Source organism: Alcaligenes sp. LTN-3, assembly GCF_059735605.1.
In genome coordinates this window covers 123424-149684 of the sequence record NZ_JCAPDN010000001.1, presented here as the reverse complement: position 1 = coordinate 149684, position 26261 = coordinate 123424, and the positions used below count along the sequence as shown (strand labels likewise).

General features: G+C 54.2%; 20 protein-coding genes and 1 tRNA gene. 6 read left to right on the top strand and 15 right to left on the bottom strand.

All coding sequences use genetic code 11. From position 1 onward, the window contains the following. Window positions 1–87: 87 nt before the first annotated feature. Complete coding sequence (locus AC6I6N_RS00695; RefSeq protein ID WP_230018675.1) at window positions 88–1245, top strand: iron-containing alcohol dehydrogenase; 1158 nt, start codon at window positions 88–90, stop codon at window positions 1243–1245. 164 nt (window positions 1246–1409) lie between these two features. On the opposite strand, the gene AC6I6N_RS00690 is transcribed toward AC6I6N_RS00695, so the two are convergent. The 6 genes from AC6I6N_RS00690 to AC6I6N_RS00665 form a co-directional block, all read right to left on the bottom strand. Next, on the bottom strand, window positions 1410–2594 hold the full coding sequence (locus tag AC6I6N_RS00690; RefSeq protein WP_497942621.1) for a cytochrome-c peroxidase: 1185 nt from the start codon (window positions 2592–2594) through the stop codon (window positions 1410–1412). A 29-nt stretch (window positions 2595–2623) separates the two neighbouring features. Beyond that, window positions 2624–5341 (bottom strand): secretin and TonB N-terminal domain-containing protein, encoded by a 2718-nt coding sequence (locus AC6I6N_RS00685; RefSeq protein ID WP_497942618.1) that lies wholly within the window; start codon window positions 5339–5341, stop codon window positions 2624–2626. Between the two features lie 101 nt (window positions 5342–5442). After that, window positions 5443–6387: a FecR family protein gene (locus AC6I6N_RS00680; protein WP_497942617.1), complete on the bottom strand. Its 945-nt coding sequence runs from the start codon at window positions 6385–6387 to the stop codon at window positions 5443–5445. Then, window positions 6384–6878: an RNA polymerase sigma factor gene (locus AC6I6N_RS00675; protein WP_497942616.1), complete on the bottom strand. Its 495-nt coding sequence runs from the start codon at window positions 6876–6878 to the stop codon at window positions 6384–6386. Before AC6I6N_RS00675 ends, AC6I6N_RS00680 begins: the two co-directional genes overlap by 4 nt. A 198-nt stretch (window positions 6879–7076) precedes the next feature. Beyond that, window positions 7077–7421 carry a zinc ribbon domain-containing protein YjdM gene (locus AC6I6N_RS00670; RefSeq protein ID WP_125277626.1) on the bottom strand — a complete coding sequence of 115 codons (345 nt, stop codon included), beginning with the start codon at window positions 7419–7421 and terminating at the stop codon, window positions 7077–7079. Window positions 7422–7600: 179 nt separating this feature from the next. After that, window positions 7601–8473 (bottom strand): LysR substrate-binding domain-containing protein, encoded by an 873-nt coding sequence (locus AC6I6N_RS00665; protein ID WP_497942615.1) that lies wholly within the window; start codon window positions 8471–8473, stop codon window positions 7601–7603. A gap of 104 nt (window positions 8474–8577) precedes the next feature. Here AC6I6N_RS00665 and AC6I6N_RS00660 point away from each other — a divergent pair, with 104 nt between their 5' ends. Continuing rightward, window positions 8578–9282 (top strand): SDR family oxidoreductase, encoded by a 705-nt coding sequence (locus tag AC6I6N_RS00660; RefSeq protein ID WP_497942613.1) that lies wholly within the window; start codon window positions 8578–8580, stop codon window positions 9280–9282. 51 nt (window positions 9283–9333) lie between these two features. On the opposite strand, the gene tauC is transcribed toward AC6I6N_RS00660, so the two are convergent. The 4 genes from tauC to AC6I6N_RS00640 form a co-directional block, all read right to left on the bottom strand. Then, window positions 9334–10224 (bottom strand): taurine ABC transporter permease TauC, encoded by an 891-nt coding sequence (gene tauC, locus AC6I6N_RS00655; RefSeq protein WP_497942611.1) that lies wholly within the window; start codon window positions 10222–10224, stop codon window positions 9334–9336. A gap of 16 nt (window positions 10225–10240) precedes the next feature. Next, entirely contained in the window at window positions 10241–11026 is a 786-nt protein-coding gene (tauB, locus tag AC6I6N_RS00650; protein WP_497942609.1) for a taurine ABC transporter ATP-binding subunit, read from the bottom strand. Between the two features lie 5 nt (window positions 11027–11031). Beyond that, a complete protein-coding gene (gene tauA, locus AC6I6N_RS00645) occupies window positions 11032–12030 on the bottom strand; it encodes a taurine ABC transporter substrate-binding protein (RefSeq protein ID WP_497942608.1) in 999 nt (332 codons plus the stop codon). 951 nt (window positions 12031–12981) lie between these two features. Further along, the gene (locus AC6I6N_RS00640; protein ID WP_497942606.1) at window positions 12982–15102 is read right to left on the bottom strand and encodes a hypothetical protein; all 2121 of its coding nucleotides are present in this window, start codon (window positions 15100–15102) and stop codon (window positions 12982–12984) included. Window positions 15103–15709: 607 nt separating this feature from the next. On the opposite strand from AC6I6N_RS00640, the gene AC6I6N_RS00635 reads away from it, so the two are divergent. Further along, on the top strand, window positions 15710–15976 hold the full coding sequence (locus tag AC6I6N_RS00635) for a tyrosine-type recombinase/integrase (RefSeq protein WP_497942604.1): 267 nt from the start codon (window positions 15710–15712) through the stop codon (window positions 15974–15976). Between the two features lie 287 nt (window positions 15977–16263). Here the strand turns inward: AC6I6N_RS00635 and AC6I6N_RS00630 are convergent, their stop codons facing one another. Beyond that, complete coding sequence (locus AC6I6N_RS00630; RefSeq protein ID WP_497942603.1) at window positions 16264–17934, bottom strand: ATP-dependent nuclease; 1671 nt, start codon at window positions 17932–17934, stop codon at window positions 16264–16266. Window positions 17935–18601: 667 nt separating this feature from the next. Next, window positions 18602–18678: transfer RNA gene (locus AC6I6N_RS00625), tRNA-Met, on the bottom strand. Between the two features lie 312 nt (window positions 18679–18990). On the opposite strand from AC6I6N_RS00625, the gene AC6I6N_RS00620 reads away from it, so the two are divergent. Together AC6I6N_RS00620 and AC6I6N_RS00615 are read left to right on the top strand one after the other, a co-directional pair. Then, the gene (locus AC6I6N_RS00620; RefSeq protein WP_264672631.1) at window positions 18991–20394 is read left to right on the top strand and encodes a GntP family permease; all 1404 of its coding nucleotides are present in this window, start codon (window positions 18991–18993) and stop codon (window positions 20392–20394) included. Between the two features lie 187 nt (window positions 20395–20581). Then, window positions 20582–20854, top strand: coding sequence for a hypothetical protein (locus AC6I6N_RS00615; protein ID WP_094196159.1), 273 nt, complete (start codon window positions 20582–20584; stop codon window positions 20852–20854). A 261-nt stretch (window positions 20855–21115) separates the two neighbouring features. Here the strand turns inward: AC6I6N_RS00615 and AC6I6N_RS00610 are convergent, their stop codons facing one another. The 3 genes from AC6I6N_RS00610 to AC6I6N_RS00600 form a co-directional block, all read right to left on the bottom strand. Further along, the gene (locus AC6I6N_RS00610) at window positions 21116–22135 is read right to left on the bottom strand and encodes a tripartite tricarboxylate transporter substrate binding protein (RefSeq protein ID WP_497942600.1); all 1020 of its coding nucleotides are present in this window, start codon (window positions 22133–22135) and stop codon (window positions 21116–21118) included. A 22-nt stretch (window positions 22136–22157) separates the two neighbouring features. Beyond that, window positions 22158–23057 (bottom strand): carboxylating nicotinate-nucleotide diphosphorylase, encoded by a 900-nt coding sequence (gene nadC, locus AC6I6N_RS00605; protein ID WP_125277772.1) that lies wholly within the window; start codon window positions 23055–23057, stop codon window positions 22158–22160. A 94-nt stretch (window positions 23058–23151) separates the two neighbouring features. Further along, on the bottom strand, window positions 23152–24087 hold the full coding sequence (locus tag AC6I6N_RS00600) for an NUDIX hydrolase (protein ID WP_162496925.1): 936 nt from the start codon (window positions 24085–24087) through the stop codon (window positions 23152–23154). 407 nt (window positions 24088–24494) lie between these two features. Here AC6I6N_RS00600 and AC6I6N_RS00595 point away from each other — a divergent pair, with 407 nt between their 5' ends. Beyond that, window positions 24495–26225: a methyl-accepting chemotaxis protein gene (locus tag AC6I6N_RS00595; protein WP_376913809.1), complete on the top strand. Its 1731-nt coding sequence runs from the start codon at window positions 24495–24497 to the stop codon at window positions 26223–26225. Window positions 26226–26261: the final 36 nt, after the last annotated feature.

The window sequence follows — 26261 nt, the reverse complement described above, 5'->3', positions numbered from 1 at the left end:
GAGCCCGCTCGTTCATGAGTCAGAAAACGATAGTGGTTCGCCACTATCGTTTTTTAACTCGCCAGACCCCGCAACAATGAGACCGTCATGAGTTTGATCTCTTTACCCGGCAGCTTACTGATTGGTGGTGGTGTTCTAGAGCAACTACCCGATTTGCTGCGCTCGATGCACTGCCAGAAAGCGCTTCTCATTACCGACCCCACCATGGTCTCGTTAGGCCATCCACAGCGGGTCCAGACTTTGCTGGCCCAGCACAACATACACTGCGATATCTTTTCCGAGACTGTCCCCGAACCCACCGCCGCCTCGATTCAGGCCGGTGTCGTTCAAGCCAGCAGCGATACGTACGATGTCTTGATTGCCTTGGGCGGTGGCAGCCCGATTGATAGCGCCAAAGCCATTTCCGTTCTGAGCCGTCATGGCGGTACGATCCGAGACTACGCCGTTCCAGCCCACGTCACCCGCAAAGGGCTTGCTCTGATTGCCATCCCCACTACGGCCGGCACCGGCTCTGAGTTCACCCGTTTCACCATCATTACCGACGAACAAAACGACGAAAAGCTACTGTGCACTGGCCCGGCCTTTGTACCGGACGCGGCGCTGATCGACTATGAGTTGACTCTGACAGTCCCGCCGCGCACGACTGCCGACACCGGCATTGACGCCATGACACACGCTATCGAAGCGTATGTCAGTCGCAAGGCCAATGCCTACAGTGACAGCCAGGCCTTGGCGGCAATGAACCTGATCGGTCCCAACCTGGAGCGAGTCTACCAGGACGGTCAAAACCGTCCTGCCCGTGAAGCCATGATGCTTGGAGCGAGCCTGGCAGGTGTTGCCTTTTCTGCCGCTTCAGTGGCACTGGTGCATGGTATGAGCCGCCCCATCGGCGCCTTCTTTCATGTTCCGCATGGTCTGTCCAATGCCATCCTACTACCGACGGTCACGGCCTTCTCCATCCCGGCAGCCCCTGAACGCTATGCACAATGTGCCCGAGCCTTAGGGTTCGCTGCACCTGAGGATAACGACACCCTGGCCAATCAAAAACTGCTGAGCACATTACATCAACTTAACCAGAACTTGCAGGTTCCCAGCCTACGTGCCCTCGGTATTGAGCAATCACATTTTGACTCTCTACGCCCAACCATGGCCCAACAAGCCCTGGCTTCAGGATCACCCAACAATAACCCCCGGCTTGCGTCTCAAGAAGAGATTGAGGCCCTGTATGCTCAACTCTGGACCTAAGCGGCCTTCAAGAACAGTCGTGTCTTGGCCCACTCCTGCTCGTCGCAACGAAAATAAAAAATAAACCCCAAATCAAAAAACGTGGGGTTCATCAGCAATCTGGATCGTGGTAAACACGATCGTTTTTTTTGTGCCCGCCAGTCAGGTTTGGCCTGCTTTGATCACTACAAGACCTCCAGAAAAGCACGTAAAGCCTGGATTTCCTCGTCACTCAAGTTCAGCTCCCGGATCCGTTCAGACTTGCGCGGCACCAATGGACCGGTTTCTTTAGGGTCCGGGCCCATTGCCGCATCGTACATACGCAGCAGGCCGTCCAGACTGGGGAACAAACCATTGTGCATCCAGGGACCGGCCTTGGCGACATTACGCAAACTGGGAGTGCGGAACAAGCCCAGATCAGCGGGGTCTCGGCTCCACTCGAACCGCCCCAGATCCTGCAAACGACGTCCATAAAAAGACAGGCCAATATTGTGAAAACCGTTGTCCGTCAACATGGGGCCGTTATGACAGTTCATGCAACGCGCCTTGGTACGAAACAGATGCAGGCCGATCAGCTCCTGATCATTCAAAGCGGCCGTATCCCCGGCGATAAAGTCATCAAAGCGCGTTGCTGCCGGACGGAGGGTGACTACATAAGCGGCCAAGGCTCGGGCCAATCGCGCGGCGTCGATGGGATTGGATGAGGATGCGCCAAAGGCTTGTTGAAATGCCTGTCTATAGTCCTCTGACTCCTGCAAACGCGGCATCAAGTCACTCAAGGCATGGTTCATTTCCAGCGGATTTTCAATAGGGCCAACAACTTGCTCCTGCAAGGTGTTGGCACGGCCATCCCAGAACAAAGCTTTGGCAAACGGCGCAGCAAACAAGGGCGGAGTACGGCGCTTGCCCATCAAGCCGTCCTCCCCGACGGCGGAGGCTTTGCCATCGGTAAAGGACTTGTCCGGCTGATGACAGGACGCACAAGAAATCTGCTTTTTGCGGGACAGTTGCTTATCAAAAAATAACCGGGCACCCAAGGAGACAATCTGTGTGTTCCTGGCATCCTCTGCCGCCTGGGGCTGGGCGCTGGAGCCCGGCCCCGGCACGGGCCCCCACTCTTGCCAGGGCTGCCCCGGATCAATAGTGGGCGCAGGCCATTGAGCGGGGACATTTTTATAGAGGATGCGTAGACACTCGGCCTCCAGCCTGTCCTTAGCTCCACAGGATTGCTCTGTTGTCTCCGACGCGGAAGGCCCCGTAGTGAGCACAGGAGCAGAAGCTAAACCTGAGCCAAGCTTCTGGTCCGCTCCTGTCTCCACTCCCCCCGCCGCGCAAGCGGCTCCTGGCAGCACGGTTGCCAGTGCCACCATCAGCAAACTTGCGCCTGCTCGCCCCCCTTTTAATATCGATAGGAAGCGCGCAACCACAGCTCTCGTCCTGTGCGATAAAGGTTCGGGTTCAGCACCGAAGTCGGGGTCGAGACCACTACGGGCGCTTGCTTGTCCAGCACGTTCAGCACATCCAGCCCCAGGCCCAGACCTTTAAGCATGGCCGGCTCCCAGTCCAGGCGCATATCCCAGGTCCAATAGGAACCGACCCGACCGGATTCATACTTTTCCAGTCCGTCGTCCTGACTCAGACCCACATAATGCACATCCATGCGCGCACTGCTCCAGTTGATCCGGTTGTTCATCTGCAAACCATAACGCGCCCACCTACCAGTCACACCGGCACTGACTCGCCAAGGCAGGTTGTAATCCCCCACTGGACGATCACCCCGGCGTATCAGGTCACCGTTGTAATAGATGTTCTCCTCCTGTGCTTCGGCCTCGCCATCGTAGCCGTCAGCCAGCTTGTTATTGCGCTTGCTGTGCTGATAAGTCACATCCACACGCGCTGTCCACAGGCTCTCGCCCAAGGTCCAAGGGGCCGTGCTCATCAGGCTCAAGGTAAAAGCATCCGTTTTAGACTTACCGTTGTTCGTGTAGGTGTAGCCTGTCTTGGCCAGCCCTTCGAGAGAGACTTGTTGACGGCCATAACGGCGTACATAGGCCAGCTCGGCGGCCACCTTGCTTGATAACTGCTGCTGCAAGCGCAAGGCCCACTCGTCGTCATACGGTGTTCTCAGCCCATCTAGCTTGTAGGCCGTGTGCGACGGCCGGTCGACCGGCTTGCCCCCCGTCACCAACAAAGTGTGTAGTTGGCTCTTGCGCTCACGCATGGCGGTTCCAAGAATATCCATGCCGTAATAACGCGACCAGCCACCTGACAGGCGAGTTTCTCCTGCTCCCAGCACATCCCATTCCAGCAAGGTACGTGGCGCCAGATTGGTGTTGCCAAAGTAATTGTCTTTATCCATGCGCAAGCCCGTGGTCAAGGCCAGATTCTGCCAGGACAGGCGATCCGACACATAAACGGATGCATTGGTATAGCTGACTCCCACCTCTCCAGCACGGTAGTAGTTCAAGGTCTGGACCTTGCTAGCTTGCCCGCCGCTGTAATGACGTTTTTGCCCCCCATACGCATCCTGATGACGGACAAACTCTCCCTTGGTGTGGGCCAGCTCAAAACCCACATAAGGCGTATGTTCAATGGCCCCGGTCTGGAACGGCTTGAACTCCAGTCGAGACTTCAAGGTCAGGTTGCGCTGCTCGGTGGATTCCTGCCCAAACCCGCCGCTGATATAGGTGTAGTCTGGTCGGCCATTGGGCAAAAACACCATATTGACCATGTACTCCGTGCCGTCGGAATTACGGTAGCTGTTCATCTGGTCATAACCCAGTTGCACACGGCCTAGCCCCCACCCAAGGTCATGGTTCAGATCGAAACCCAGACCATAGGCTTTCTGTTGATGCTGCCACTGAACCCGATTGGCCAGGATGCCGGAATCCACCAGGTCCTCGCGCCGATCCGCGTACTTGAAGGTCAGGGCGGAGTCCGTGCTGGCACTCCAACGGGTATGAACTTTGGCGAACACATTATCGACACGGTCCTTGGAGTTCGTATTCACATCGGTAAACTCCTTCTCGTGCAAGACGCGCATGGTGCGATCAATGCTGGACTCACGCCGGGACACATTGATCAAGGCAGCGGTGCTATCCGTGATGCCCACATCCAGCATGGCGGACGAAAAGCGCTTGGTCCAGGCAGGAGTGAAACCCGGTTCACCGGCCCCAAACTTTTTCTTTTGCTCTTCGGGCACAGTCTGCGACGTTAGCCCCGAGGAGTTGTAGCTGAAGTCTGCACGAAAGCTGTTATCACCCTTGGGATCTCGCACCTTGGCATCGACCACGCCCCCGGTAAAGCGACCATACTCCACGGGAATGCTGCTATCGAGCACCGTTACGCTCTCCAGCATATGGGTATCCAGGTTGTAGGCCTGAGCATAGGCGGGCACGTTGCCCACCTGCAGGTTCAAATTACGGCTGGCCGGATCAATCTGATTGGTGGAGCTGATGCCATCAATCTGGAACTGATTCTGGAAGGGGCTGGCCCCATAAAAGCTGATATCTTCCAGCGCCAAAGAGCCACGATTTGCACTGGTTTTTGCGGCTTCGTTCTGACGAACAGCCGGGTTGTCGGCCAGAAGGCTGGACAGATCACGGTTACCCGCTGCGCGTTGATCCAGTTCTTCGCGGGAATAACGGCGCTCTCCGACGCGCTGCCCGTGGACACGGACGGGATCGAGCACGGACAAGCCTTTGGCAACAGGGGCCGTCACAATCGTATAACGCTGATCGCCCTGAGCTCTGGCCGCCAGTCCCCAAGGGGCCAGCAAGGTATCCAAAGCCTGCTCAACCGTCAGTTCACCTTGCAAGGCTACAGCGCGCTTTTCCCGAACCTGCCCCGGTGAAAACGCGATCTCCACCTGGGCTTGACGGCCAATCTGCAAGAGTGCATCGGCCAAAGGCTGAGACGCCATATCCAGCACGATCGGCCCGGCCGCGTGCGCCTGCATGGGCTGCATCAGCAGCAAGACACTGGCCATCAAGATAGCCACTTGCCCCTGCTTAAAGCGCGAGCCTTGGGAAGAAGAAAAAGAGTCGGTTGCCACGCCGGAACGAACATGCCTGCGCATGGCAAAAAGAGGCGGCGTGTCCTGCAAAGCGCACTTCATGATGGAGCATCCTATGTAAACAACTACCCTCAGGACGCTGTGCTACCCCTCTTTCCTCACCCCTGATGACCATCGTATTTTTTTATTGATAATAATTATCATTAGTAAATAACTATAAGCCCCGGCAACTCCCTGATTTGTAAGCCTTGCCCCACGGTCAGCAAGTTCAGGGCGGCGGCTGGCCGAGCCGCTTGCACCACACCGGACACCCGCGTTGCCTCCGCCTTCTCGCTACCCATCCAGATCACGCGATGCGTGTACTGTCCCAACTGACGGGCCGCTTCCCGCAGGCTGACATCATCAAAACTCAGTAAACCATTCGTCCAGGCCGGGGCCGCTTCCGCGTGTGTGGAAGCCGTAGACTGGGCCAATTGCGCCTGCAATTGCCCGTGCGCCACCGTGGCCCTGTCTCCCGGCTGCAAGATCACCGGCTGCGACGTATCGCAAGACTGGCACTGCACCTGCACGGTATGTTCATACACTGCCACAGTACTGACCTGATCGTTAAAGCTGACCTCGTAGCGCGTCCCCAAGGCCGTCGCCTGCGCCAGGCCGGTTTGCACAGTGAACGGACCGGTCTGAGCCGTGGCAGGCACCACCTGAAAGAAGGCACGTCCCGACTCCACGCTGACCTGCCGTTGGCCATGTTCAAAATTCAGACGCACACGGGTCTGCGCGTCCAGAATCGCCACCGAGCCATCAGGCAGACTTAATTGGGTGATCTCTACCCCACTGTTAATCAAACCTTGCTGCTCAAACATCTGCCAGGCGTAAAAAGACGCCCCCATCAAGACACAGGCACTGGCCAGCGTTTTGACACGGGATTTTCGCTTATTACGGGCAATGGGCAGCACCGACACCTGATCCAGTCGCCGCCAACTGGCCGCCAAGGCATCATAAGTTTGAGCATGTAAAGGATCAGCCCCATACCAGGCATCGAACTGAGCCAGGGTGTCCGGCTCTAGCTTGGCACCTTCTTTGCGCACCACCCAGCGAGCGGCATCTTCATCCACACGGCTCCAGGCCGAATCTGGCGGCGCGTTCATTCTGCGCAATTAAAGACTTGGTGCGCCACCAGCAAAATACGCATCATGTGTTTTTCAATGGTGCTCTCGGACACCGACAACTTCTGGGCGATCTGCGCGTAGCTCATCTCTTCACAGCGATGCATCATAAAAATACGTACGCTGCGCTGGGACTGAGCCATCAGGGCCTGCTCCAGACGTTGCAAGGTTTCCTTGGCCTGCACTTCTTCGTACGTATCCGGCGCATGGTGATGGGCGACACTCAAGGCGTAGCCATCGAACGCAGCCTGCTCGCGTGTTTGACGCCGATTCCAATCCGCCGCGATATTGGCAGCAACTTTGAACACATAGGCTCTGTGGTTGTCCGCCGTAACCTGCTTACCCTTCTCCAACAAACGCAACCACGTGTCATGCGCGCAGTCTTGCGCCAGTTCAGAACAATGCGTACGCCTGCGCAGATAGCGGATCAAATCCGGGTAATGGGTCAGGAACGCCGCCGTCAGCTTGGACATAGAAAGACAATCAGATAAACATATAATTAATAATCATTCTCATTATTATATACACGCCCAACGCCTTGTTTGCTACTACCTGCCATTAATACGCTGACTAATGGTTGCCGTCGCCTGGATGCCTTCCCCTGTCTGCAGGCATAAAAAAAGCGCAGCGTGTCTATACGCTGCGCCTGCCAAAAACCCAAGTTTGAGTGCTTAGGCTTTCTTCAAGTACATGGCCTTTAACAAATAGCTAATGCCATCAATCTTGCAATCGACTTCGTGGTCACCCTGAACCAGACGGATGCCTTTGGCCTTGGCCCCCTTTTTCAAGGTATTGGAACCTTTCACCTTCAGGTCTCGGATCAGAATCACATCGTCGCCAGCGGCCAGCACATTGCCGTTGCTGTCTTTAACGATCAGTTCATCACCATCGGTTTCAGACTCCAAGGCCGGGTCTGCGTCTTGCCATTCATAGCCACAATCGGCACATACCCATTGCTCGGTGTCATGGTAGGTATTTTCCAAGGTGCACTGAGGACAGGGAAGCGGTGTGCTCATATTTTTTTCCTGTAAAAAGCTGGGTGCTGCTGCACCAGAAGTGCGGCCAGTTTAGCCCTTTGCATCAGGAAGGCCAAAAACGCTGAGCCCCAATACAGCCAGACCGTACGTTTCACGGGCACCTGCCTGCGTATTGCGAAACGGTTGTCTGCACAAACTCGAACCTGTTGAGCATCACACTAACAAGGCAACAATCTGTTCAAGCACCAATCCCATACCGCCTGGGCCGACTGCCTGACCGGGGCCGAGCGCTTGCGCACCAGATAGAAATCCGGCCCCAAGGTCCCTGCCTCCGCCACCTGCACCAAACGCCCGGCGGCCAGATCCATTGCCACAAAGGCCTTGCACGCCAAGGCCACACCTTGCCCCGCCATCGCAGCGTCCAATGCCAGCGTGGTCTGGTTGAATACTGCGCCCGGCAACTTGCTGCTGGTTTTCAAGAAGGTAGCCCAATGCCCCTGAGCGTCATGCAATAAAGGCAAGGCACGCAGTTGTTCACTGGACAAAGGAAGCGTCACATTCCCCACCAAACGGGGGCTGGCTACGGCCACTAGATCCTGACGAAACAATAGCTGGGCCTCCAGGTCCGCCGCAAAAGGCGGGCGAGTCAGGCGCACGGCAATATCAACCTGATCGCGCTCAAAATCCGATAAGGCCTCCGTTGCCACGGTACGCAGCTCCACATCAGGCAAGGCCGCCTGCAAATCCCCCAGGCGGGGAATCAGTAATTTGGCAGCGACCGTAGGCGTAACGCTGATCGTGACCGTATCGGGGCGTACTAACAAGCGCCCTGTTGCATCAGCCAAGGTATCAAAAGCACGAGTCACCTCGGCCAGATAGGCCGCGCCCGCTACAGTCAGCTGCAAGCCACGCGGGTGACGCTGAAACAGCGCCAGCCCCAGATGTTCTTCCAAGGCCCGGACTTGCTGAGCGACAGCACCTTGCGTCACGCCCAGCTCATCTGCTGCGGCACGGAAACTCAAACGACGGCCAGATACCTCAAAAGCACGCAAGGCATTGAGCGGAGGCAAGGAACGGCGAGATTTCATCATCTTTTTGACAGTAGTTTTTCTACATCCTTGAAGGCTTATTTATCGCATGATTTTTCTGCTTCAGGCTGAAATAATAGTATCAATCTCAACACACGGAGACTCTCATGACTGTAGAAAAAGTAGCACTTATTAGCGCAGGCGGCTCGGGCATGGGCGCCGCAGCGGCCCGCAGACTGGCTCAAGATGGCTACCGCGTCGCCATCCTGTCCTCGTCCGGCAAGGGCGAAGCCTTGGCAACAGAGTTGGGCGGTATAGGTCTGACAGGATCGAATCAATCCAACGAAGACTTGCAGCGACTGGTGGACCTGACCATGCAACGCTGGGGGCGTATCGACGCCCTGGTCAGCTCCGCCGGACATGGCCCGCGTGGCCCGGTTCTGGAGATCAGCGACGAAGACTGGCACACAGGCATGGACGTCTACTTTCTGAATGCCGTGCGCCCAGCTCGCCTGGTGGCACCCATCATGGCCGCGCAAGGTGGAGGGGCTATTGTGAATATTTCTACCGCCTGGGCGTTTGAGCCTGCGGAGATGTTCCCTACTTCCGCCGTATTCCGCGCCGGGCTGGCCAGCTTCACCAAGATTTTTGCAGACAGCTATGCAGCCAAGAATGTACGCATGAACAACGTGCTGCCCGGCTGGATTGATAGCCTGCCCGCGACCGCAGAACGACGAGAAAGCGTACCCATGGGACGCTATGGCAAAGCCGAGGAAATCGCGGCAACGATTGCGTTCTTGTTGTCGGATGGAGCTGGCTATATTACGGGCCAGAACATCAAGGTGGATGGTGGGCTGACCCGGTCGGTGTGAACTAGCTAAATCTGCTTAGGCTGCGGTGCTCACGCTAAACAAGGGGGGGGGTTAACGCGCTTGCCCGTGCCACGGAACAAGCTTGGTCTGTAAACGACGCAAGCCGACTTCAAGCACAAACGCCACCAAAGCGATAAGCAGAATCCCCGCCATCACCACATCAGTTGCCAGAAACTGCCCCGCTGACTGAACCATGAATCCCAGCCCACGCGTGGCAGCAACCAGCTCCGAAGCCACAAGGGTTGACCACCCCACTCCCAGCCCAATGCGCAGGCCCGTCAAAATATCAGGCAAGGCACTGGGGAAGATGATGTAACGCAGCAGCTGAGCACGCGTCGCCCCCAAAGATTGAGCCGCACGCAATTTCACCGGATCCACATTACGCACCCCGCCCGCCGTCGCAATCGTGATCGGCGCAAAAATCGCCAGATAAATCAGCAGCACTTTGGACAGCTCGCCAATCCCAAACCAGATCACGATCAAAGGCAAATACGCCAGCGGAGGAATCGGGCGATAGAACTCAATCAAAGGATCCAGGATGCCCTGGGCAATACGATTACGGCCAATCGCGATACCCGTAGGAATCGCCAACAGAACAGCCGCAATCAATGCCAAGCTGATCCGCCACAAACTGGCCGCCAAATGCTGCTGGACCGTGGCATCCATATAGCCCACCGAGAACAGACGAAAAACACGACTCAGCACAGCCTGGGGTGAAGGCAGAAACAGCGGATCCACATAGCCCCACTCGGTGACAGCCCACCACAAGAACAACACCCCACTTAACGTGAGCAAACTGATCACAGCAATAGAGACTTGCCGAGTCTTAGTGGACGCTGACTGATGAGGCTTGGACTCGCCACCCACGCTTAAAGACGAAGCGCCCGACAAACCAGCCATATCGCCTGCTTGCAGAACCTCGCCAGCGGTAGAGGATTTCATGAACAATCTCCTAAATTCAGGACGAAGCCACAACCGGATGCGCCGAGAACACATGCTCCAGCACGCTCTCTCGCGCCGCGATGAACTCCGGCGAGGACTTCACCTGACGCACCGGCTGCCCATCGGTGTAACGTCGCCCAAAATCCAGCGTTAAACGCTCCACCACATGCCCAGGCGTACCGCCCAAAATGATCAGGTCGGTAGCCAGAAACACGGCTTCTTCAATATCGTGAGTAATCAAAAAAACAGGCTTGGCGCTGCGCTGCCAGACACTTAACAAAAGCGTCTGAGCCTGCTCTCGGGTAAAGGCATCCAGCGCCCCAAAAGGCTCATCCAGCAAGAGCACACGCGGGTCCGCCGCCAGAGCACGAGCAATCCCCACCCGCTGCTTCTGACCACCAGACAATTGCCAGATACGGCGCTGCTCCAAACCCTCCAGCCCCACCAGAGCCAATTGATGACGCGCCACCGCCTGACGCTGCTCCCCGGACTCACCACGTAACGTCAAACCGAAAGCCACGTTCTCCAGGACCGTCTGCCAAGGCAACAAGGCATCGTCCTGAAACACCACGCCGCGATCAGCCCCAGGGCCGCGCACAGGTTCGCCATCCAAGGTAATCGTTCCAGCGCTAGGCAAGGTGAAGCCTGCAATCAAATTCAACAAGGTAGTCTTGCCGCTGCCCGAGGGGCCCAGCACCACCACCAAATGCCCCGGCCCCAATTGCAGCGATACGTCTCGCAGCGCCAGATGATCGGCGCCGGGATAACGTGCGCTGACGTGATTCAGTGTTAACTGCGCCATCAGAATTACTTGGCCTGCGAGGCAGCCGCCTCGACATATTTGCTGGTGGTGTAACCCGCGTAATCAGGCAAGACCTCGTCGATACGGCCCTGCTCCTTCAAGAAGGCGGAGGTATCGGCCAAGGCTTTGGCAGTGGGCTGACCCAGAGTCTTGATCTGATCAGCCGCAGATAAAAAGCCGCTGCCTGCCAGCACATTGGGGATTTCTTGAGGTGTCGCGCCAGTCAGACGGGACAGCTTGCTGATGTTATCGGCATTGGCGACCCAGGCAGCAGGATCACGTGTGTAGCTCTGGTAAGAAGCCAAAGTGACACGAGCAAAAGCGGACACAACATCCGGGTGTTTTTCCGCAAAATCCTTGCGCACCAACCAGACATCAAACGTTGGTGCGCCCAACTTGGCCAGCTCCCCAGAACTGATCAGCACCTTGCCGCTTTCCTTGGCCTTACTCAAGGCCGGGTCCCATGTATAAGCGCCATCAATATCGCCACGAGCCCAGGCCGCTACGATATTGGCTGGCGTCAGATTAATGATGTTGACCTGCTTGGGGTCGATCTTCCAATGCTTGAGCGCAGCCAGCAGACTGTAATGACTGGTCGATACAAAAGGTGTGGCAATCGTCTTGCCAACAAGATCTTGCGGAGCCTGAATACCCGAACCGTTACGCACAACCAGCTCTTCACTGGTGCCCAGTTCGGCCGCGATCAGGAAGGTCTCGATGGGTAATTTACGGCTGGCCGCGGCGGCCAAGGGACTGGACCCTAAGTAGGCAATCTGCACATCGCCCGAAGCGACGGCATTGATGACTTCAGCGCCACCATCAAACTTGCGCCAATCGATTTTGGCGCCGGTTTCTTTTTCATAAACACCGTCTGCCTGAGGCACGTTCGACGGAGTGGGAATGGTCTGATAGGCGACCGTCAGGCTGGTGGCCTGGGCTGTCAAAGATACAACGCTGGCGGCCAAGGCCAGGCCCAGATGCTGCAGAGTTCTCGTCAACGACATGGAGCATTCCTCGTTTATTTTTGCGGCTGAATAAGCCGTTAGATCGAGGAATCAGGATAGACAAAAGAACTTGAGGGGCAAAAGAACGATTTCGCTTATTGTTAGTGCGCGAATTTATGAGGTGTGAAGATGGCTCAACTACACACCTTACGTTGTATGAAAGTATCAGAATAAATACGATCAACCACACCGCGCCCCCCCCCCCCAGCATCTAGCCATCAGGCTTAAAAGACCTCAGAGCCAAAGCAAAATTCGTGGTTCATATTAAACAATGTCAACCTAGGTAATTTAGGAGGAGTAAGTCCGCTTAGTGATGGCACCTGAAAAATCCGAATCCACTTCGAGCTTGGCTATCACCGAATACCTCTAGACTGTTTTGGAATAGGACGATCCTGCCCTTTCCCTCCCTGCTCTTGAGGATGTAACCTAAACTAGAAGCATATCCAAAAAGACTAAAGACGCTAATGTGGTCCAGACAAGACTGTAAAAACCCTTGCCCCTAGCGCCAATCCACACTACGAACACTGTACTGAAATAAGCAAAGGTTAGAGTGAAATTAGCGGTAGAGTCGTTTCATGCTTGAAAGATACCTACCAGTTCAACCAAAGAATAGATTTACAATAACTCCGCCGTGACAGAAAAAATAACCTACATTTTGTAGGTTATTTTTTTATATTAGTGGCTTATCCTCTTGAAAAAATTCCAACAGGATAGTTTTAACCATATCCTGATGGAGGCCTGAATCCCCACAACAATAAACTCAAAAAAATTAAGAATGTACTGTGAAGATCCGATAAACCCTGTGAAAAATGCTCTACAAGGCTTCCGTCCTACTCTGACTCTCAAATGTAATGAGAACCAACTTTCTTGACACTAGGCATATTCTTTGCAGACAAACGTGGGCACATCAATTAGCTATCATCACTAGATACCCAATTGCTGAACGTACTTTCACCTTATTGTTTCGATTACCGCCTGAACATATTCCAACGTCTGGACGCCATAATTCTTCATCTTAGCGTCCTGAAACGAAAGCCCAACAATGTTCCCAAGAGCCTTGGGGTCGAGTAAGTACATATGATCAGCAACGATCAAAACCTTATCCTTAAGTAGCTTTTCCCGAAGCGCCTCACCCACGCCACCCTTGCTCATTCGTGCATGATCAATTTTGTCTTTGAACCTCGCTAGCTGCCCTTTGCTATGAGAGCGGAATGCAATTACTAATCGACGCAACGCCCGTAATGCATCCGCAGTTTCGGGGGCAACTATTGGCGGTTGTTGCATTGAATAGCCATTCCACGGATAAACTTGTGCACCTGGCCAGGCTACCTTAAGCTCAGCCTGCGCACGAACCGTTACTAACGGTAAAGATGGTTCTGCGACACAATCCTGAAACTCAAAAAGCACAAGCGGCGTTTCAACAGCTGTCTCAAGAGCACCATCGACTGCACTAGAATGCTGTGGATCAGATTTTACGATTAGCTCAGAACAACGCAACACAAGTGTTCGAGCCTGAATCGTAATTGGTGCAAGTAGCTCCAATTGCCCATTGTCTCCCATCTCAACGTCAAGACAATTTGAATCAATAAACACCCCCGACACTTTACGCCCAAGACGTAGTGTCTCACCAGGGAATGTTTTCATGTCAATCGTATTAACACGGCCTGTTTCGGTCACCGAAATACTAATCTCGACGTCCACCATGTTAGATGGGTCTCCAGGGATGTCTCCGTCGACATCACCCTCAACCGATAGCCGAACTACCTCTCCTGGACTAGCCTTCGCTTGCACCGACTCAAATAGTGCCCCAATATGCCCAGCAGGAATACCACCATCCTGAAGAGAATCAGTACTATAAAAATCAAAGAGAAATGGATTCGGTGCATGCCTGCCACTACTTGCATAGCTTTCAGCTGCACGACTAAGCCTTATATCACCCGTTTTTAATGCATGCGCCATTATCGCAGCCGAAAACACTGCCCCAGAAGGCGCATGGCCAGTGCCATCAAGGAACGGGTGCTGCTCAATAAAGCTCGTAACTGCCTTTTCGTAGGGTGCAATACAATGCGGGGGAAGATCCAGTTGAGCACCAGAGTACTCAATCCGGAGGACGCGAGCAGCCAACCGAGCTAACTGCTCTACAGGTTCATATGCGCCTTTCTCGGGAAAATCCGGCACCGTTTGACGCATTTGAGTCACTAACTTTCCAGTTTCACGCACCAGAATTTCGCTAGTTAACCGATCTAGAATATGGCCTTCTATGTCCGTGAGCTGTTCAGATCGAATTTGTGCGAGATTTGTTCGACCAGCTATGACCTTAGCTACTGCTTCAAGGACGGGCGCGTACCCGGCAAAATGATTTCCATCAGCTAACGACGTTTCGCTCAAACGGTCTACTATTTCCATAGCAGCCCGACGATACTCACTTCTACGCGTACTCAGGAGCGTTATCAATTGAGGGTGTGATGTGCTCGCCAGCCGATGAAGAGCTGCCAATACAAAATCGATAGCGCTATCTCGGCTAAAAAACTGAATATCAAAGATAGGACAGCTAATATCATCATTAACATTTAACTGCACCCAGCATTCATCAATAATACCCACCCTTCCGAGCAATACTAAAGGCAGAGAACCCAACCTTGCCACATTTACAACATCACGAAGGAAATCTTCGAATGCTGACTGAGTGACTCGCAGCCGCGCCTCATCCAGAGCGTCAATAACCAACGTAACCCGCCCAGCTTTCCAGTCTTCAAAAAGCCCATTGTGTACCATCCCCCCGATGACATAGCTACCTCCTACTGCCTCTGCAACAGCCAAGTCAACATAGACAGCCCCTGTAGCAGCACACAACTCTCGTGCAAAAGTTGACTTGCCAACCGCACCAGGAGCCGCTACAAGCCAAACAGGAGTTGTAAGATCATCAAATCCATTACGAAGCCTGAGTCCCGCCTCAACAAACGACTCTTCAGAAATACAGGTCGTATCCCATCCTACTTTCGTTATCGGAGCGTGTGTAGGGCTATCTGCTAAAAGCTGCTGTTTCCAAAAACTTTCAATGCTATAGTCCATTACTTTCCCTTTTTGATTATTTCTTTATGTATCATAATTCAAAAAGACGGGTTTCGAGTTTAATCCACATATTTCTTAATAATCCTAACAATACAAATATGCAGCGTTACCACCCCTCCTAATGCAATCAGAGCATGTAGAAAATAGACGAGATATGTACAACGGCATCTTTTCAATCTTGGCTAAACCGAGCTCAAATCTCGACATCCTTTTTAATAGAGCACAGTACCCTGATCAACTTTCCTCGAACACCCTCAAAATAGTGAACACACATACACACGAGTCATGTTCAATGAGCGGCTCTAGTCCGACGTATGAAAATGGGATAGACAGCTGAAAGAGCTACAGCAGTTCAACGTACAGGAAAACAAGCCACTCTATCTAACCCAGAATCAGGTTATAGAGTTACCAGTCGAGCTGAAGAAATCGGCCAATCCACATACTGATCTGATGTCACGAATTTGCCTTGCTACGGGTGCTCGTTGGCGCAAAGCAGAACAACTACAGCACATTCGGCAACGACTGATCCACTTTATCCGAACGAAGACAGGAAAAGTGCGAACTATACCGATCAGCAAAGAAACACAGGACGAGATTTTGACTCACCATGCCGAGCATCAGAATATGGGTGCCATCTTTGCAGGCTGTACAGGTGCTTTCAGGGAGGCAAACTGATAGTCAGTTGCCGCTGAGCCAACTGACTCATACGCTGCGGCACTCCTTCGCCAGTCACTTCATGATCACTGGTGGCAATATTTTGACTTTGCAGCGTATGCAGGGGCATCGAGACTTTAAGACAACAATGTGGTATGCGCACCACCTTACGCCAGATCACTTGGACTCTGCTCGAAAGCCCGACCCACTAGTGTTCTAAGCCCACAAAAAAACTAGCTGTCCGTTTTCAAAACCATTCATCTCGTCTCCCTATTATGAATTTAAGCCACAAAACCTGCCATTCCGCTATTTCAGGCGAAGTCGGCGAAATACTCCCTTTCCATTCGCCTGACAAGCCATTAGAAACTCTCACAACCTGCTAGCAGTGCCTAGTAGAGCAGCAAGGGGATCGACGGCCTTGCTGTCACCGATTAGTAACGGCGTAAGTAGTCGATCGGGAAACACTTCAGAAATAGGAAAGTGTGATCCACCTCCGCACACTGAGAGTCAAAGAGGAATCCCGCGTCGTGCCTCGTCCTTGATCCAGGCGGCAACCTTGTCAAGATATCCCCAGACATCGTCGTCGTCGGGACAAATATAGTTGGGAGCTGTCGGATCGCTGCCCAGCGCCTCAAAAATGTTGCGCAGCCACCTTTTGCTTCTGGGAACATTTAATCCCGGCAGCCAGTGCTCGACTTCGCCATGCCTCAGGATGAACAGACCATATTGATCAAGACGGTCAAAAAGGTTCTCGGCCTTTTCCTTCGCAGCGTCATTGAGCAGAGCAATTCCGCCATCCGACTTGGGTTTCTTGTCATTTGAGATAAGGTCTAGCCACACACCTGCGCGCTCCAGTTTTATAGAGTCGTGGGGCTTCGGGTAATTTGTGGCTTCCAAGAGGACTGGGAAGTTGGTTTCGGGGTTGAGTGCGTCGATGTCGAGAATGACCGCAACGGGTATCCCGAGTGCCCTAAGCGGCCCAACGATCTTGTTCACCGAGTCTTTTCCGTTGGCGTTGAGGAAAAGGGTGTTCGGCGCGCCTCGCCCAGATGCCTCGGCAAGAAGCCGGTCGTTGATCTCTTGATAGAAGGCTCGGTCCGCGTCTGCTTCAGTAACCACGACGCCTTCGTAAAAGACGCCCGACAGAGCATTTGCTGACCGCAAAAGGGGCTCCTGCATCATGACGCGGATGTCGTCGTTTGAAAGCATGCGAGCAGTGGCACCACCTTGCTGATAGGTCAGGCGAACGACATTGACCTTTGCTCCCGACTGGATCGCGCCCATCAAGAATTGGCTGCTATGGGTCGATACAAAAACCTGCTTGTCGCCTTGGCCTGCAGTGCGGGCGATTTCGCGGCCAAGTTTGTAGGCTAGCGTGGGGTGCAAAAAAGCTTCGGGTTCGTCAATGATCATGATCTTCGGGTCGCCTGCGCGCAGTTCCAGCAGCATGCCCGTAAAGGCCTTCATTCCATCGCTCCACTGATCGACCGAGCGAGCCTTCTTCATCCATTCCAGCGTGGCGTCCTCTATGGAGCGCTCATTTGGTGGCGGTGTATTCCCATATCGCAAGTGGATCGATGCACCCTCGGAAATGTCCATGCCCAAATAAAGGCCGAAGGCATCGAAAAGAACAGCTCGTAGCGACTGTCGACGAAGATCGTCCGTTATAAGTTTAGCAAAAGTTTTTTGCGGGTCCTTCAGATCACCTCTATCCTGTTGCACGGTCAGGCCAATTCTGCTTGCTCCGTCGAGAGTGAGCACATGTCGGGCCGCGTAGTTTGTAGCAAACTCATTTATGTCTTTCTCGGGATTCTGCAAAATCTGGCGGAAACTTGGTTCGTGGAGTCGCGTCCGCCACTTTCCAAACTTGAGATACACATAATCAGTGTAATCCACTTCCCCCGGGTTGCGCGTGTGGTCCGTCCAAGCTTCAAGGATCGCATCAACCTCCTCAGCAGAGTGTTTACGGAATTTGAGATTATCGAGAATTACACGATGCGTATTTCCGTTTCTGCTGAATTCGGCGATTTCGCGCAAAACCGTACTCTTCCCTGAGTTATTTGGCCCGACGAAGATGGTAACGGCAGGCTCGTCCAACACCAAAGGATCTGACCCTTGGGCTGCGCCGAAGTACAGCCTTGCTTCCTCAATGAGCACCAAAATCTCCTTCGAAATCATGATTAATAGACAGCAGAAACAGACAATCCGTGCCTACACCGCTCCATCTCACAGGTTTGTTCATAAGGTGCTGCATATCTGCCTCAGCGATTCGTCCAAATAGGGGAGAGCGTCAGATTCCAAACTCCTTCACGGACATCACAGTTACATAAAAAGACGGTCAGCTTTCGAGAGTTTCGCAGCCACACTTAAAAACCAACATAAAGGCGCATAACTGGCGTCAGCGCTTCAGGCCGGAGTCCACTTCTGGCCGAGAGCCACTATTGTAAGAATACTTTTCGAGACATGCCACTTATGCCGCAAATGAAGCTTGCTCCAAACCCCACACACATGCTGTGGCAAGGATTCGCTTCGCCGAGTATTCACCCGGTCCCGGCGAGCCGGGCTGCGGCTTCCGTGCCCGCCCTTGACATGGCAGGCACCATCTCAAAATGCAAATGGTGACAAGCAGCACTTGGCCAGGTCAATGATGTGTCGCCAAGACAATTTCAGCGTACCCACACATGAAGTCGAAACACGCATGCAAGCGGCGAAGACAAGAAGTGGTCAGCATCAGCAACCGTCGTTATCCAATCCTGCGTTGACACTTGGTTGACACCCGAACAGCAGAAAACAAAAAAGCCACCCGATTGGGTGGCTTTAATGTCCTGATTTAACAGGGATATTCTGGTGGCGCATCCCTGATTCGAACAGGGGACCTGCGGATTATGATTCCGTCGCTCTAACCTGCTGAGCTAATGCGCCGAAGAAGAAATTATAGCAAGGTTTCTTCTTTTGGCAAGCACTTATCTCGAACTTTTTTCATCTTTTTGATGATTTTCTCCTATGGAAACGCTAAGCCCTTGTATTTATTAGGCTTAGCCGTTTCCGGATGCTCTTACCCAGACCAGGCACATGCTACAAAAAGTAAGCACTCAAGCCATCCCCCCTTCTCTCTCCCTTGCGCGCTATCAATCCTGTTTGTCATTCTCTGTTGCTACACTGCCTGCTCGGCGCTAGATCCGTCTTCATTTAATGACTCGTCCGTGATCCGGACTTTCCACAGGAATTTTGTTTATGGCCAGTACGCTTGCTATTGTTGTCTCGCTTTTGCTGCTGATGTTTTTTGCTTATCGGGGGGTGACGGTTCTGTTGCTGGCTCCCTTGATGGCCGCCTTAGCTGTGCTGCTCTCGGGGGACTCCGGGTTTTTGTTGCCCATCTACACCTCCACCTTCATGAGCGCGCTTAGCGGCTATGTACTTCAGTTCTTGCCCATCTTCCTGTTAGGTGCCTTGTTTGGTCAGTTGATGGCAGACTCCGGAGCGGCTCAGGCAATTGCTCAATGGATTACACACAAACTGGGGCATCGCCATGCGATTGCCACCATTGTGTTGGTATGCGGCGTACTGACTTATGGGGGGGTGTCCTTGTTTGTGGTGGCCTTTGCCATCTACCCGATTGCCAAGGATCTGTTTCGTGCGGCAGGTATTCCCAAGCGTTTGATCCCGGCTTCGATTGCCTTGGGTTCCTTCACCTTCACCATGACTGCTCTGCCTGGCACGCCTGCCATTCAGAACGCGATTCCTATTCCCTACTACGGCACCAACGTGTTTGCGGCCCCTGGCCTGGGGATTATTGGTGCTTTGATCATGGCTTTGGGTGGTTTGTGGTGGCTACAGTCGCGAGCACGCAAAGCCATTGCCCGAGGTGAAGACTATGGCGATCACGGACAGGATCATTTTGATGCTAGCGCCGAAGACAGCACGCATACTCAGAAGCCCATGCCCATTTTCCTGGCTATCCTGCCTTTGATTCTGGTGATTGGCATCAACGCCTTGTTTACCTATCGCATTTTTCCCGGCACGAACTTTACATTCATGGCCGAGCGTTTCCCTCAAGTTGACCCTGCCAAGATTACGGGTCTGTGGGCGCTGATTATCGCCTTGATTACGGCAAGTCTGGTGCTGATCATCAGTCGTCTGGGTCACTGGAAAAGCCTGCGCGAGAGCATCAACAAAGGCGTGTTTGGTTTTATGCTGCCCTTGTTCAATACAGCCTCTGAAGTTGGTTACGGTGCCGTCATTGCCAGCCTGGCAGGTTTTGCGATTATTAGAGACTTTGTGTTGAACGTAGCCCCCGGCAATCCGCTGATTTCGGAAGCGGTCGCCATGACGACGCTGGCCGGGATTACGGGTTCGTCCTCGGGTGGTTTGAGCATTGCCTTGCAGACGCTGGGTTCAGATTATCTGGCGATGGCTCAACAAGCCGGCATCAGCCCGGAGCTACTGCACCGTGTGGCGGTGATGGCTGCCGGTGGTCTGGATACGCTCCCCCATTGCGGCGCGATTATTACCTTGCTGTCCATCTGCAAGCTCAATCACCGCCAGTCCTATGGCAATATCGCCATGGTGACCATGGTGACGCCTTTGATTGCGCTGATTGCAGTCATCACACTGGGGACGATTTTTGGCAGCTTCTAAGCAGGTTTAAAAAACAGACTCTCTATAAAGCAGCGATGTGCGGATTTCCGCCTAGCTGCTTTTTTTATGGGCCCTATCTTTTTTTCGCGAAAATCCGTAACGCTTTGCCATCCGGCAACCACCCTCAGCGTGCTAGGATTCAGGAATCTGGTCCCGAGTTATCAAGATCAATAATCAGGAGCACACCATGAACTACACCTACACCCTTAATGAGTTAGGCACTGAAGCCATTCGTCAGTTTGTTCTGGATCGTGGCCAGCCTGATCTGAACCTGCAGGCTTATATGGCCGCCGCCGAGGTCGAAGCTGACAATTTCAATGCAGGCGGCAGCCAGCGCGGCCAGATAGAGATCGACTCCAACTGCAGCAAGGACGGTTTGACCCACACGTTGCTACTGGAAAAACACTGGTTTGCGACCCAGCCTGTTCCTGAAACTCCCAGCGAGGACAGCTTCTTCTAATAGAAGCAGGTTTGTCTGTAAGTGCATAACCGTTAGTTAGACAGACACAAGCCCAGCTATCTCCCCCTCTCTATAGACATTGGCCCAGACACGCCCAAACGGCTGTCTGGGCCTGAAACTATCTGAAAGGCCGACACGACTCTATAGAGAAGCTGACTATTGCCTGAGGCGCTGATGTATTCGAGTGCTGGAGCAGGACAACAACAACTAGGGCTCACGGTCCTCGATCAGGCTTTGCACTGAAACAAGCCCTTCCCCGTTCTAATCCACCTGCAAACCAATCCTATACGCTAAGTCCCCAAAACGGTCGATATCATTCCAGATCATGGCCTTGAAGCCATTGGCTTGCGCTGATTGATTGCCTTCTTGCGGCGTATAGCCCAGTCCCAGCAGTTGCGATTGCATAGCTGGGTCCGCCACAATGTGTTGCACGACACGATTCAACGTTTTGATGATGTGTTCAGGCGTATGGGACGGCGCCAACAAACCGTGCCATTGGTCCAGCTCGAAATCAGTTTCACTGATTTCAGCCACGGTAGGCACATGGGGTAAAACCGGACTGCGCTGGGCTGAAGTGACGGCCAAGGCACGCAAGTGTCCAGACTCGATCAAGGTGGCCGCACTGGACAAGGTCACGATCCCGATAGGCACTTGCCCGGCAACCACGTCATTTAATGCCGGCCCGCAGCCACGATACGGGATGTGCAGCAAGGTCGTGCTCCACAAGTCGTAAAGCATTTCCCCGGCCAGATGCTGGGGAGTGCCATTACCGCAGGAGGCATACGCCAACGACGGTTCGGACTTCTGCTCCAGCACCTGTTCCAGAGTCTGAATATCGGAGTCATGCCCGGTGACAATCACGGAAGGTACAAAACCGATATTGGCGATCGGCGCAAAGTCTTCTTTGGGCTTGAAGCCCAGATTACGAAAAACACCGGGATTGATGGCAAAAGAACTATTGGCCATCAACAAGGTATAGCCATCGGCACGGGCGTAGGCTACTGCGCGTGCGCCAATATTGCCGCTGGCACCGGGGCGGTTGTCAATGATGACGGGTTGACCCAGTTTTTTTTCCAGCTCGGGCCCCAACTTGCGGGCCAGCAAATCCGTCCCGCCGCCAGGCGGAAAGGTGACAATCACGGTAATAGGCCTGACGGGATACGTTACCACCTGCCCGGCAGTCGTCTCCTTGGCCTGCGCCGCCTGATGACTCATGCCCAACGCCACGATTGCCAGCAAGGCGGCAACAGCCACCCGCTTACCCACCTGAAAACCCGCCATGACAGCCAACACGTTTCTCTACTCAAGCATCCAGACCAATATCCAGTACACGGGCACTGTGCGTAATCCAGCCCACTGCAATTCGGTCTACACCACAACGGGCAATTTCTACGGCTGTTTCTGGGGTGATACGGCCAGAGGCTTCGGTTTTGGCACGGCCTGCCACACGGGCCACGGCCTCGGTCAAGGTTGCGGTGTCCATATTGTCCAGCAGAATGCTGTCCACCCCCAGTTCCAACACCTCGTCCAGTTGCTCCAGGGTGTCAACTTCCACCTCGATGCAAACCAGATGACCAATGTACGCACGGGCCGCTTGCACGGCGGCTTTGACGCCTCCGGCCACAGCGATGTGGTTATCTTTAATTAGTACCGCGTCATCCAGACCAAAGCGATGGTTGCTACCACCACCGACCCGCACCGCGTATTTCTGCACGGCACGCAGGCCCGGCATGGTTTTGCGGGTGCAGGTGACTTTGGTGCCATAAGGCGCAATCGCGCGGGCGATGGAGGCCGTTGCCGATGCCACGCCACTTAGATGCCCCAGAAAGTTCAAGGCGCAACGTTCTGCCGTCAACATGGAACGGGCCGAGCCGCTGATGACCGCAATCTGTGCACCTGGCGTCAAGGCATCCCCATCTTGCAATTGAGCTTCAAAGCGCAGCGTAGGGTCCAACAAGGTAAACGCCAAACGCGCCAAATCCAGACCCGCCAATACGCCTTCCTCTCGGGCAAGCAAACGCATTTGAGTGCGTGTTGCTGCTGGGACAATGGAGTCCGTGGTCAAGTCACCGGCGCGGCCCAAATCTTCTTGCAAAGTGGCGCGCACCAAAGGCTCAAGAATGACGTCGGGCAAGGCAGGAATACGGTGAGCTCGTGTCTGTGCAGCTTGCGCTGCCGGCTCGGGGGCATTTGTTATGCTCATTATGAGTATTTAAATTACTAAAAATAAGGCCTACTGGCACGGTGCATTTATGCTATTCCTGAGCATAAGCACTGTCAAGCCATCGGCCCAATTTTTAGCGCGCTTGTTTGGCCAGCGGCAATTTACTGCCCGAGATGGCGCGTTCAAACAAAACGTCCCCACGGAAGCGAAACAGCTTGGCGGGTCGGCCTGACCCTCCCAGGCTCATGGCGCCAGTTTCTTCCACCAAAGCTTGCTGCTCGATCAAACGGCGGAAATTTTGCTTATGCAGTCCCCGCCCAGCCAAAGCTTCCACAGCCTGCTGCAATTGCAACAAGGTGAACTCCGGTGGCATCAGCTCAAACACCACGGGACGGTATTTGATTTTCGCGCGCAGACGCGCCAAGCCAGTGGCCAGAATACGGCGGTGATCGTGGCGCATGCCCAGACCCAGCTCATCATGCTTGCCCAGCTCTTGCTGTTCACGCTGGCGACGGCGACAGGACTCGGGCAACAAGCCCGCCTCATACAGCAGCTCGTAGCGCTGCAAGACAAAGTCCTCGTTCCAGATTGCCCCTTCCAGACCAAAACTGTAATTGACTCGCTGACGACGCAAGGCGCGCAAGGATTCATCCTGTTCGCACCAGTTCAGCAGCGCAGGCACGATGGTGCTCTGAATAATGCTGGGCGCGCCGTCGCGCCAGTCTTCCCACGGGAAATAGCGGTAACAATCCTGCCAGATCACCTGGGCCACATCCGGTTGACCCACTTCACGTGTCAGCCCGACATAGCTGACCGACACAATACGCATGCCCTGCGCATCAAAGCGATCCCTATCTGCAAAGGTATATAGCTGCTCCACATACCCTACCGGGTGATGAGTCTGGGTTTCCACCCAATCGCGCAGCCCCGTTTGCAAAGAACGGTGCGTGTGCTGAAACGGTCCGGCGGGCAAGGCCTGTCCGGCATCCGTGGTCAAAACACGAGGCTCACCGTCACTGACAGCCACCAAAACAGCCACCAGTTCCGCACTGACTACAGGTTCCTGCATATCGCTCACATATTCTCCTTCTGAATCGCGCCAGTGCGCGTCTGGCGGATTATAAGCGAGGCCCGCCCTGCTCCGATTGACGACAGCCACACTAGCGGTAAATACAGTCAGTACATTATTTTCAGATGATCAAATTATCATTCATGAACATCTAAACCTAAAGAAATGAATCTGACTGCCGTTAAGCGTTTGAACTGTATGTGTTTGCCATAAATGACAAGCAAGCGCTCAGTCAGAGGCCGGATCAGACAACAGTTTTACGCTTTGTTCTGCTCCGCCATTCGCAAAAATATAAGGCTTTTGACAATTTAGCTTGTTGACAGACAAACAGAAGCCTATGCCTTTTGCATGGCCCATGCGGGCTTGACGGCCCCCCGCGCCCCCTTTGTTCCCCTCCAGGATGATGAATGCGTAAGAATTTCCCCATTACCCAGGACGAGGTTCGCGTCCGGGCCGATCAATACCTTATTTCAAAGACCGATCTGAAAGGTCGGATTACCTACGCGAACGCGGCCTTTATTGCCATCAGCGGCTTTACCCGTGAAGAGCTGGTTGGCAAGGCTCATAATATGGTCCGCCACCCCGACATGCCGCCCGAGGCCTTCCAGGATTTCTGGGACACCTTGCAAAGCAAACGCCCCTGGATGGGCGTGGTCAAAAACCGCCGCAAAGACGGTGGTTTTTACTGGGTGTACGCCATGGCGGTGCCCATTTATGAAAATGGCACGGTGGCCGGTTATGCATCCGTGCGCGTCAAACCCAGCCAGGAACAAATCGACGAAGCAGAAAGCCTGTATGCTGCCATCAATGAAGGACGCGCCAAGGGCGTGCGCTTGCATGAAGGCCGTGCCGTTCCCACAGGCTGGCGCAAAGCCCTGAGCCAACTACGTCGCCCTTTCAGCAATTCCCTGCGTGCCAGCCTGTTCCGCATGGGCACCTTGGCGCTGGCGACCACCGGCACGGCCCTCTACTTCGCCCTGACCGGGGGAGTCCCCCAAGGTTCGGGCTTATGGCTGACAGGCGGCTTGTGTCTGGCCAGTGCCGTGATGATGGGCTACGGCTGGCTGATTGCCCAACGCGTGATCCGCCCCCTGGACCAAGCCTCCCTGATTGCTCAACAAATTGCGACCGGCAACCTGCAACTGGACATTGATCTGAACTCCAGCGAAAGCAATTCGGAAATTGGTCAGCTTTACTTCTGTCTGGACTTGATGCGCAAGAGCCTGGTGGGAATTGCCAGCGATGCCCGCGCCGGCATTGACGCCTCTATCCATGCTGCACGCATTTTGGAGGTCAACAATACCAATCTGGCCTCGCGCACTGAGGACCAGGCCGCATCCTTGCAAGAAACCGCCGCCAGCATGGAAGAGCTGACGGTGACCGTACGCCAGAACGCCGACAACGCCAATCAGGCCAGCCAACTGGCCGATGCCAGTATGCAGATTGCCCAACGGGGTGGCGAAGTGGTCAATGAAGTGGTGCAGACCATGCAAGGTATTCACGACAGCTCGCGCCGTATTGGCGATATCGTCACCGTGATTGAAGGTATTGCCTTCCAGACCAATATCCTGGCGCTGAATGCGGCAGTGGAATCAGCCCGCGCTGGTGAAGCAGGCCGTGGTTTTGCCGTGGTGGCCGGTGAAGTGCGTAGCTTGGCCCAGAAAAGCTCGCAAGCCGCAGGCGAGATCAAAAACCTGATTGATGCTTCGGTGAGCCGCATGGCCGTGGGTGCCGAGCAAGCCGCCCGCGCGGGCGACACCATGGGTGAGGTCGTCGATTCGGTTAAGCGCGTCACCGATATTATTGGCGAGATTTCAACCGCCTCGATCGAGCAAGCCAGCGGTCTGGATCAGATCAACGAAGCCATGGCCAAGATGGATGGAGTCACCCAGCAAAATGCGGCCTTGGTGCAGGATCTGGGCAACACCATGAGCGATCTGGCCACGGAAGCGTCCGAACTGGCTGACGCGATCAAGGCCTTGAATACCGGCTCAGCCGAAACTGCCCAAAATGCCCCCGCGTTGACCCAACTGAGCAAGGCGCCCACCATGCAGGTGCTGTCTTACCAGAACACGCCGCCCTTTCAGGCTCAAAGTGCCAAAACAGCGAACGCCCGCCTGGAAGCGATTCGCCGCTAAACCATAAAATCAGGCTCGGCGGTTCCCTCACCGAGC

Bases quoted from the DNA above. Each gene is read 5' to 3' on its own strand.
- AC6I6N_RS00695 (WP_230018675.1), top strand. From the start codon at position 88: ATGAGTTTGATCTCTTTACCCGGCAGCTTACTGATTGGTGGTGGTGTT.
- AC6I6N_RS00690 (WP_497942621.1), bottom strand. From the start codon at position 2,594: ATGGTGGCACTGGCAACCGTGCTGCCAGGAGCCGCTTGCGCGGCGGGG.
- AC6I6N_RS00685 (WP_497942618.1), bottom strand. From the start codon at position 5,341: ATGAAGTGCGCTTTGCAGGACACGCCGCCTCTTTTTGCCATGCGCAGG.
- AC6I6N_RS00680 (WP_497942617.1), bottom strand. From the start codon at position 6,387: ATGAACGCGCCGCCAGATTCGGCCTGGAGCCGTGTGGATGAAGATGCC.
- AC6I6N_RS00675 (WP_497942616.1), bottom strand. From the start codon at position 6,878: ATGTCCAAGCTGACGGCGGCGTTCCTGACCCATTACCCGGATTTGATC.
- AC6I6N_RS00670 (WP_125277626.1), bottom strand. From the start codon at position 7,421: ATGAGCACACCGCTTCCCTGTCCTCAGTGCACCTTGGAAAATACCTAC.
- AC6I6N_RS00665 (WP_497942615.1), bottom strand. From the start codon at position 8,473: ATGATGAAATCTCGCCGTTCCTTGCCTCCGCTCAATGCCTTGCGTGCT.
- AC6I6N_RS00660 (WP_497942613.1), top strand. From the start codon at position 8,578: ATGACTGTAGAAAAAGTAGCACTTATTAGCGCAGGCGGCTCGGGCATG.
- tauC (WP_497942611.1), bottom strand. From the start codon at position 10,224: ATGAAATCCTCTACCGCTGGCGAGGTTCTGCAAGCAGGCGATATGGCT.
- tauB (WP_497942609.1), bottom strand. From the start codon at position 11,026: ATGGCGCAGTTAACACTGAATCACGTCAGCGCACGTTATCCCGGCGCC.
- tauA (WP_497942608.1), bottom strand. From the start codon at position 12,030: ATGTCGTTGACGAGAACTCTGCAGCATCTGGGCCTGGCCTTGGCCGCC.
- AC6I6N_RS00640 (WP_497942606.1), bottom strand. From the start codon at position 15,102: ATGGACTATAGCATTGAAAGTTTTTGGAAACAGCAGCTTTTAGCAGAT.
- AC6I6N_RS00635 (WP_497942604.1), top strand. From the start codon at position 15,710: ATGCCGAGCATCAGAATATGGGTGCCATCTTTGCAGGCTGTACAGGTG.
- AC6I6N_RS00630 (WP_497942603.1), bottom strand. From the start codon at position 17,934: ATGATTTCGAAGGAGATTTTGGTGCTCATTGAGGAAGCAAGGCTGTAC.
- AC6I6N_RS00620 (WP_264672631.1), top strand. From the start codon at position 18,991: ATGGCCAGTACGCTTGCTATTGTTGTCTCGCTTTTGCTGCTGATGTTT.
- AC6I6N_RS00615 (WP_094196159.1), top strand. From the start codon at position 20,582: ATGAACTACACCTACACCCTTAATGAGTTAGGCACTGAAGCCATTCGT.
- AC6I6N_RS00610 (WP_497942600.1), bottom strand. From the start codon at position 22,135: ATGGCGGGTTTTCAGGTGGGTAAGCGGGTGGCTGTTGCCGCCTTGCTG.
- nadC (WP_125277772.1), bottom strand. From the start codon at position 23,057: ATGAGCATAACAAATGCCCCCGAGCCGGCAGCGCAAGCTGCACAGACA.
- AC6I6N_RS00600 (WP_162496925.1), bottom strand. From the start codon at position 24,087: ATGCAGGAACCTGTAGTCAGTGCGGAACTGGTGGCTGTTTTGGTGGCT.
- AC6I6N_RS00595 (WP_376913809.1), top strand. From the start codon at position 24,495: ATGCGTAAGAATTTCCCCATTACCCAGGACGAGGTTCGCGTCCGGGCC.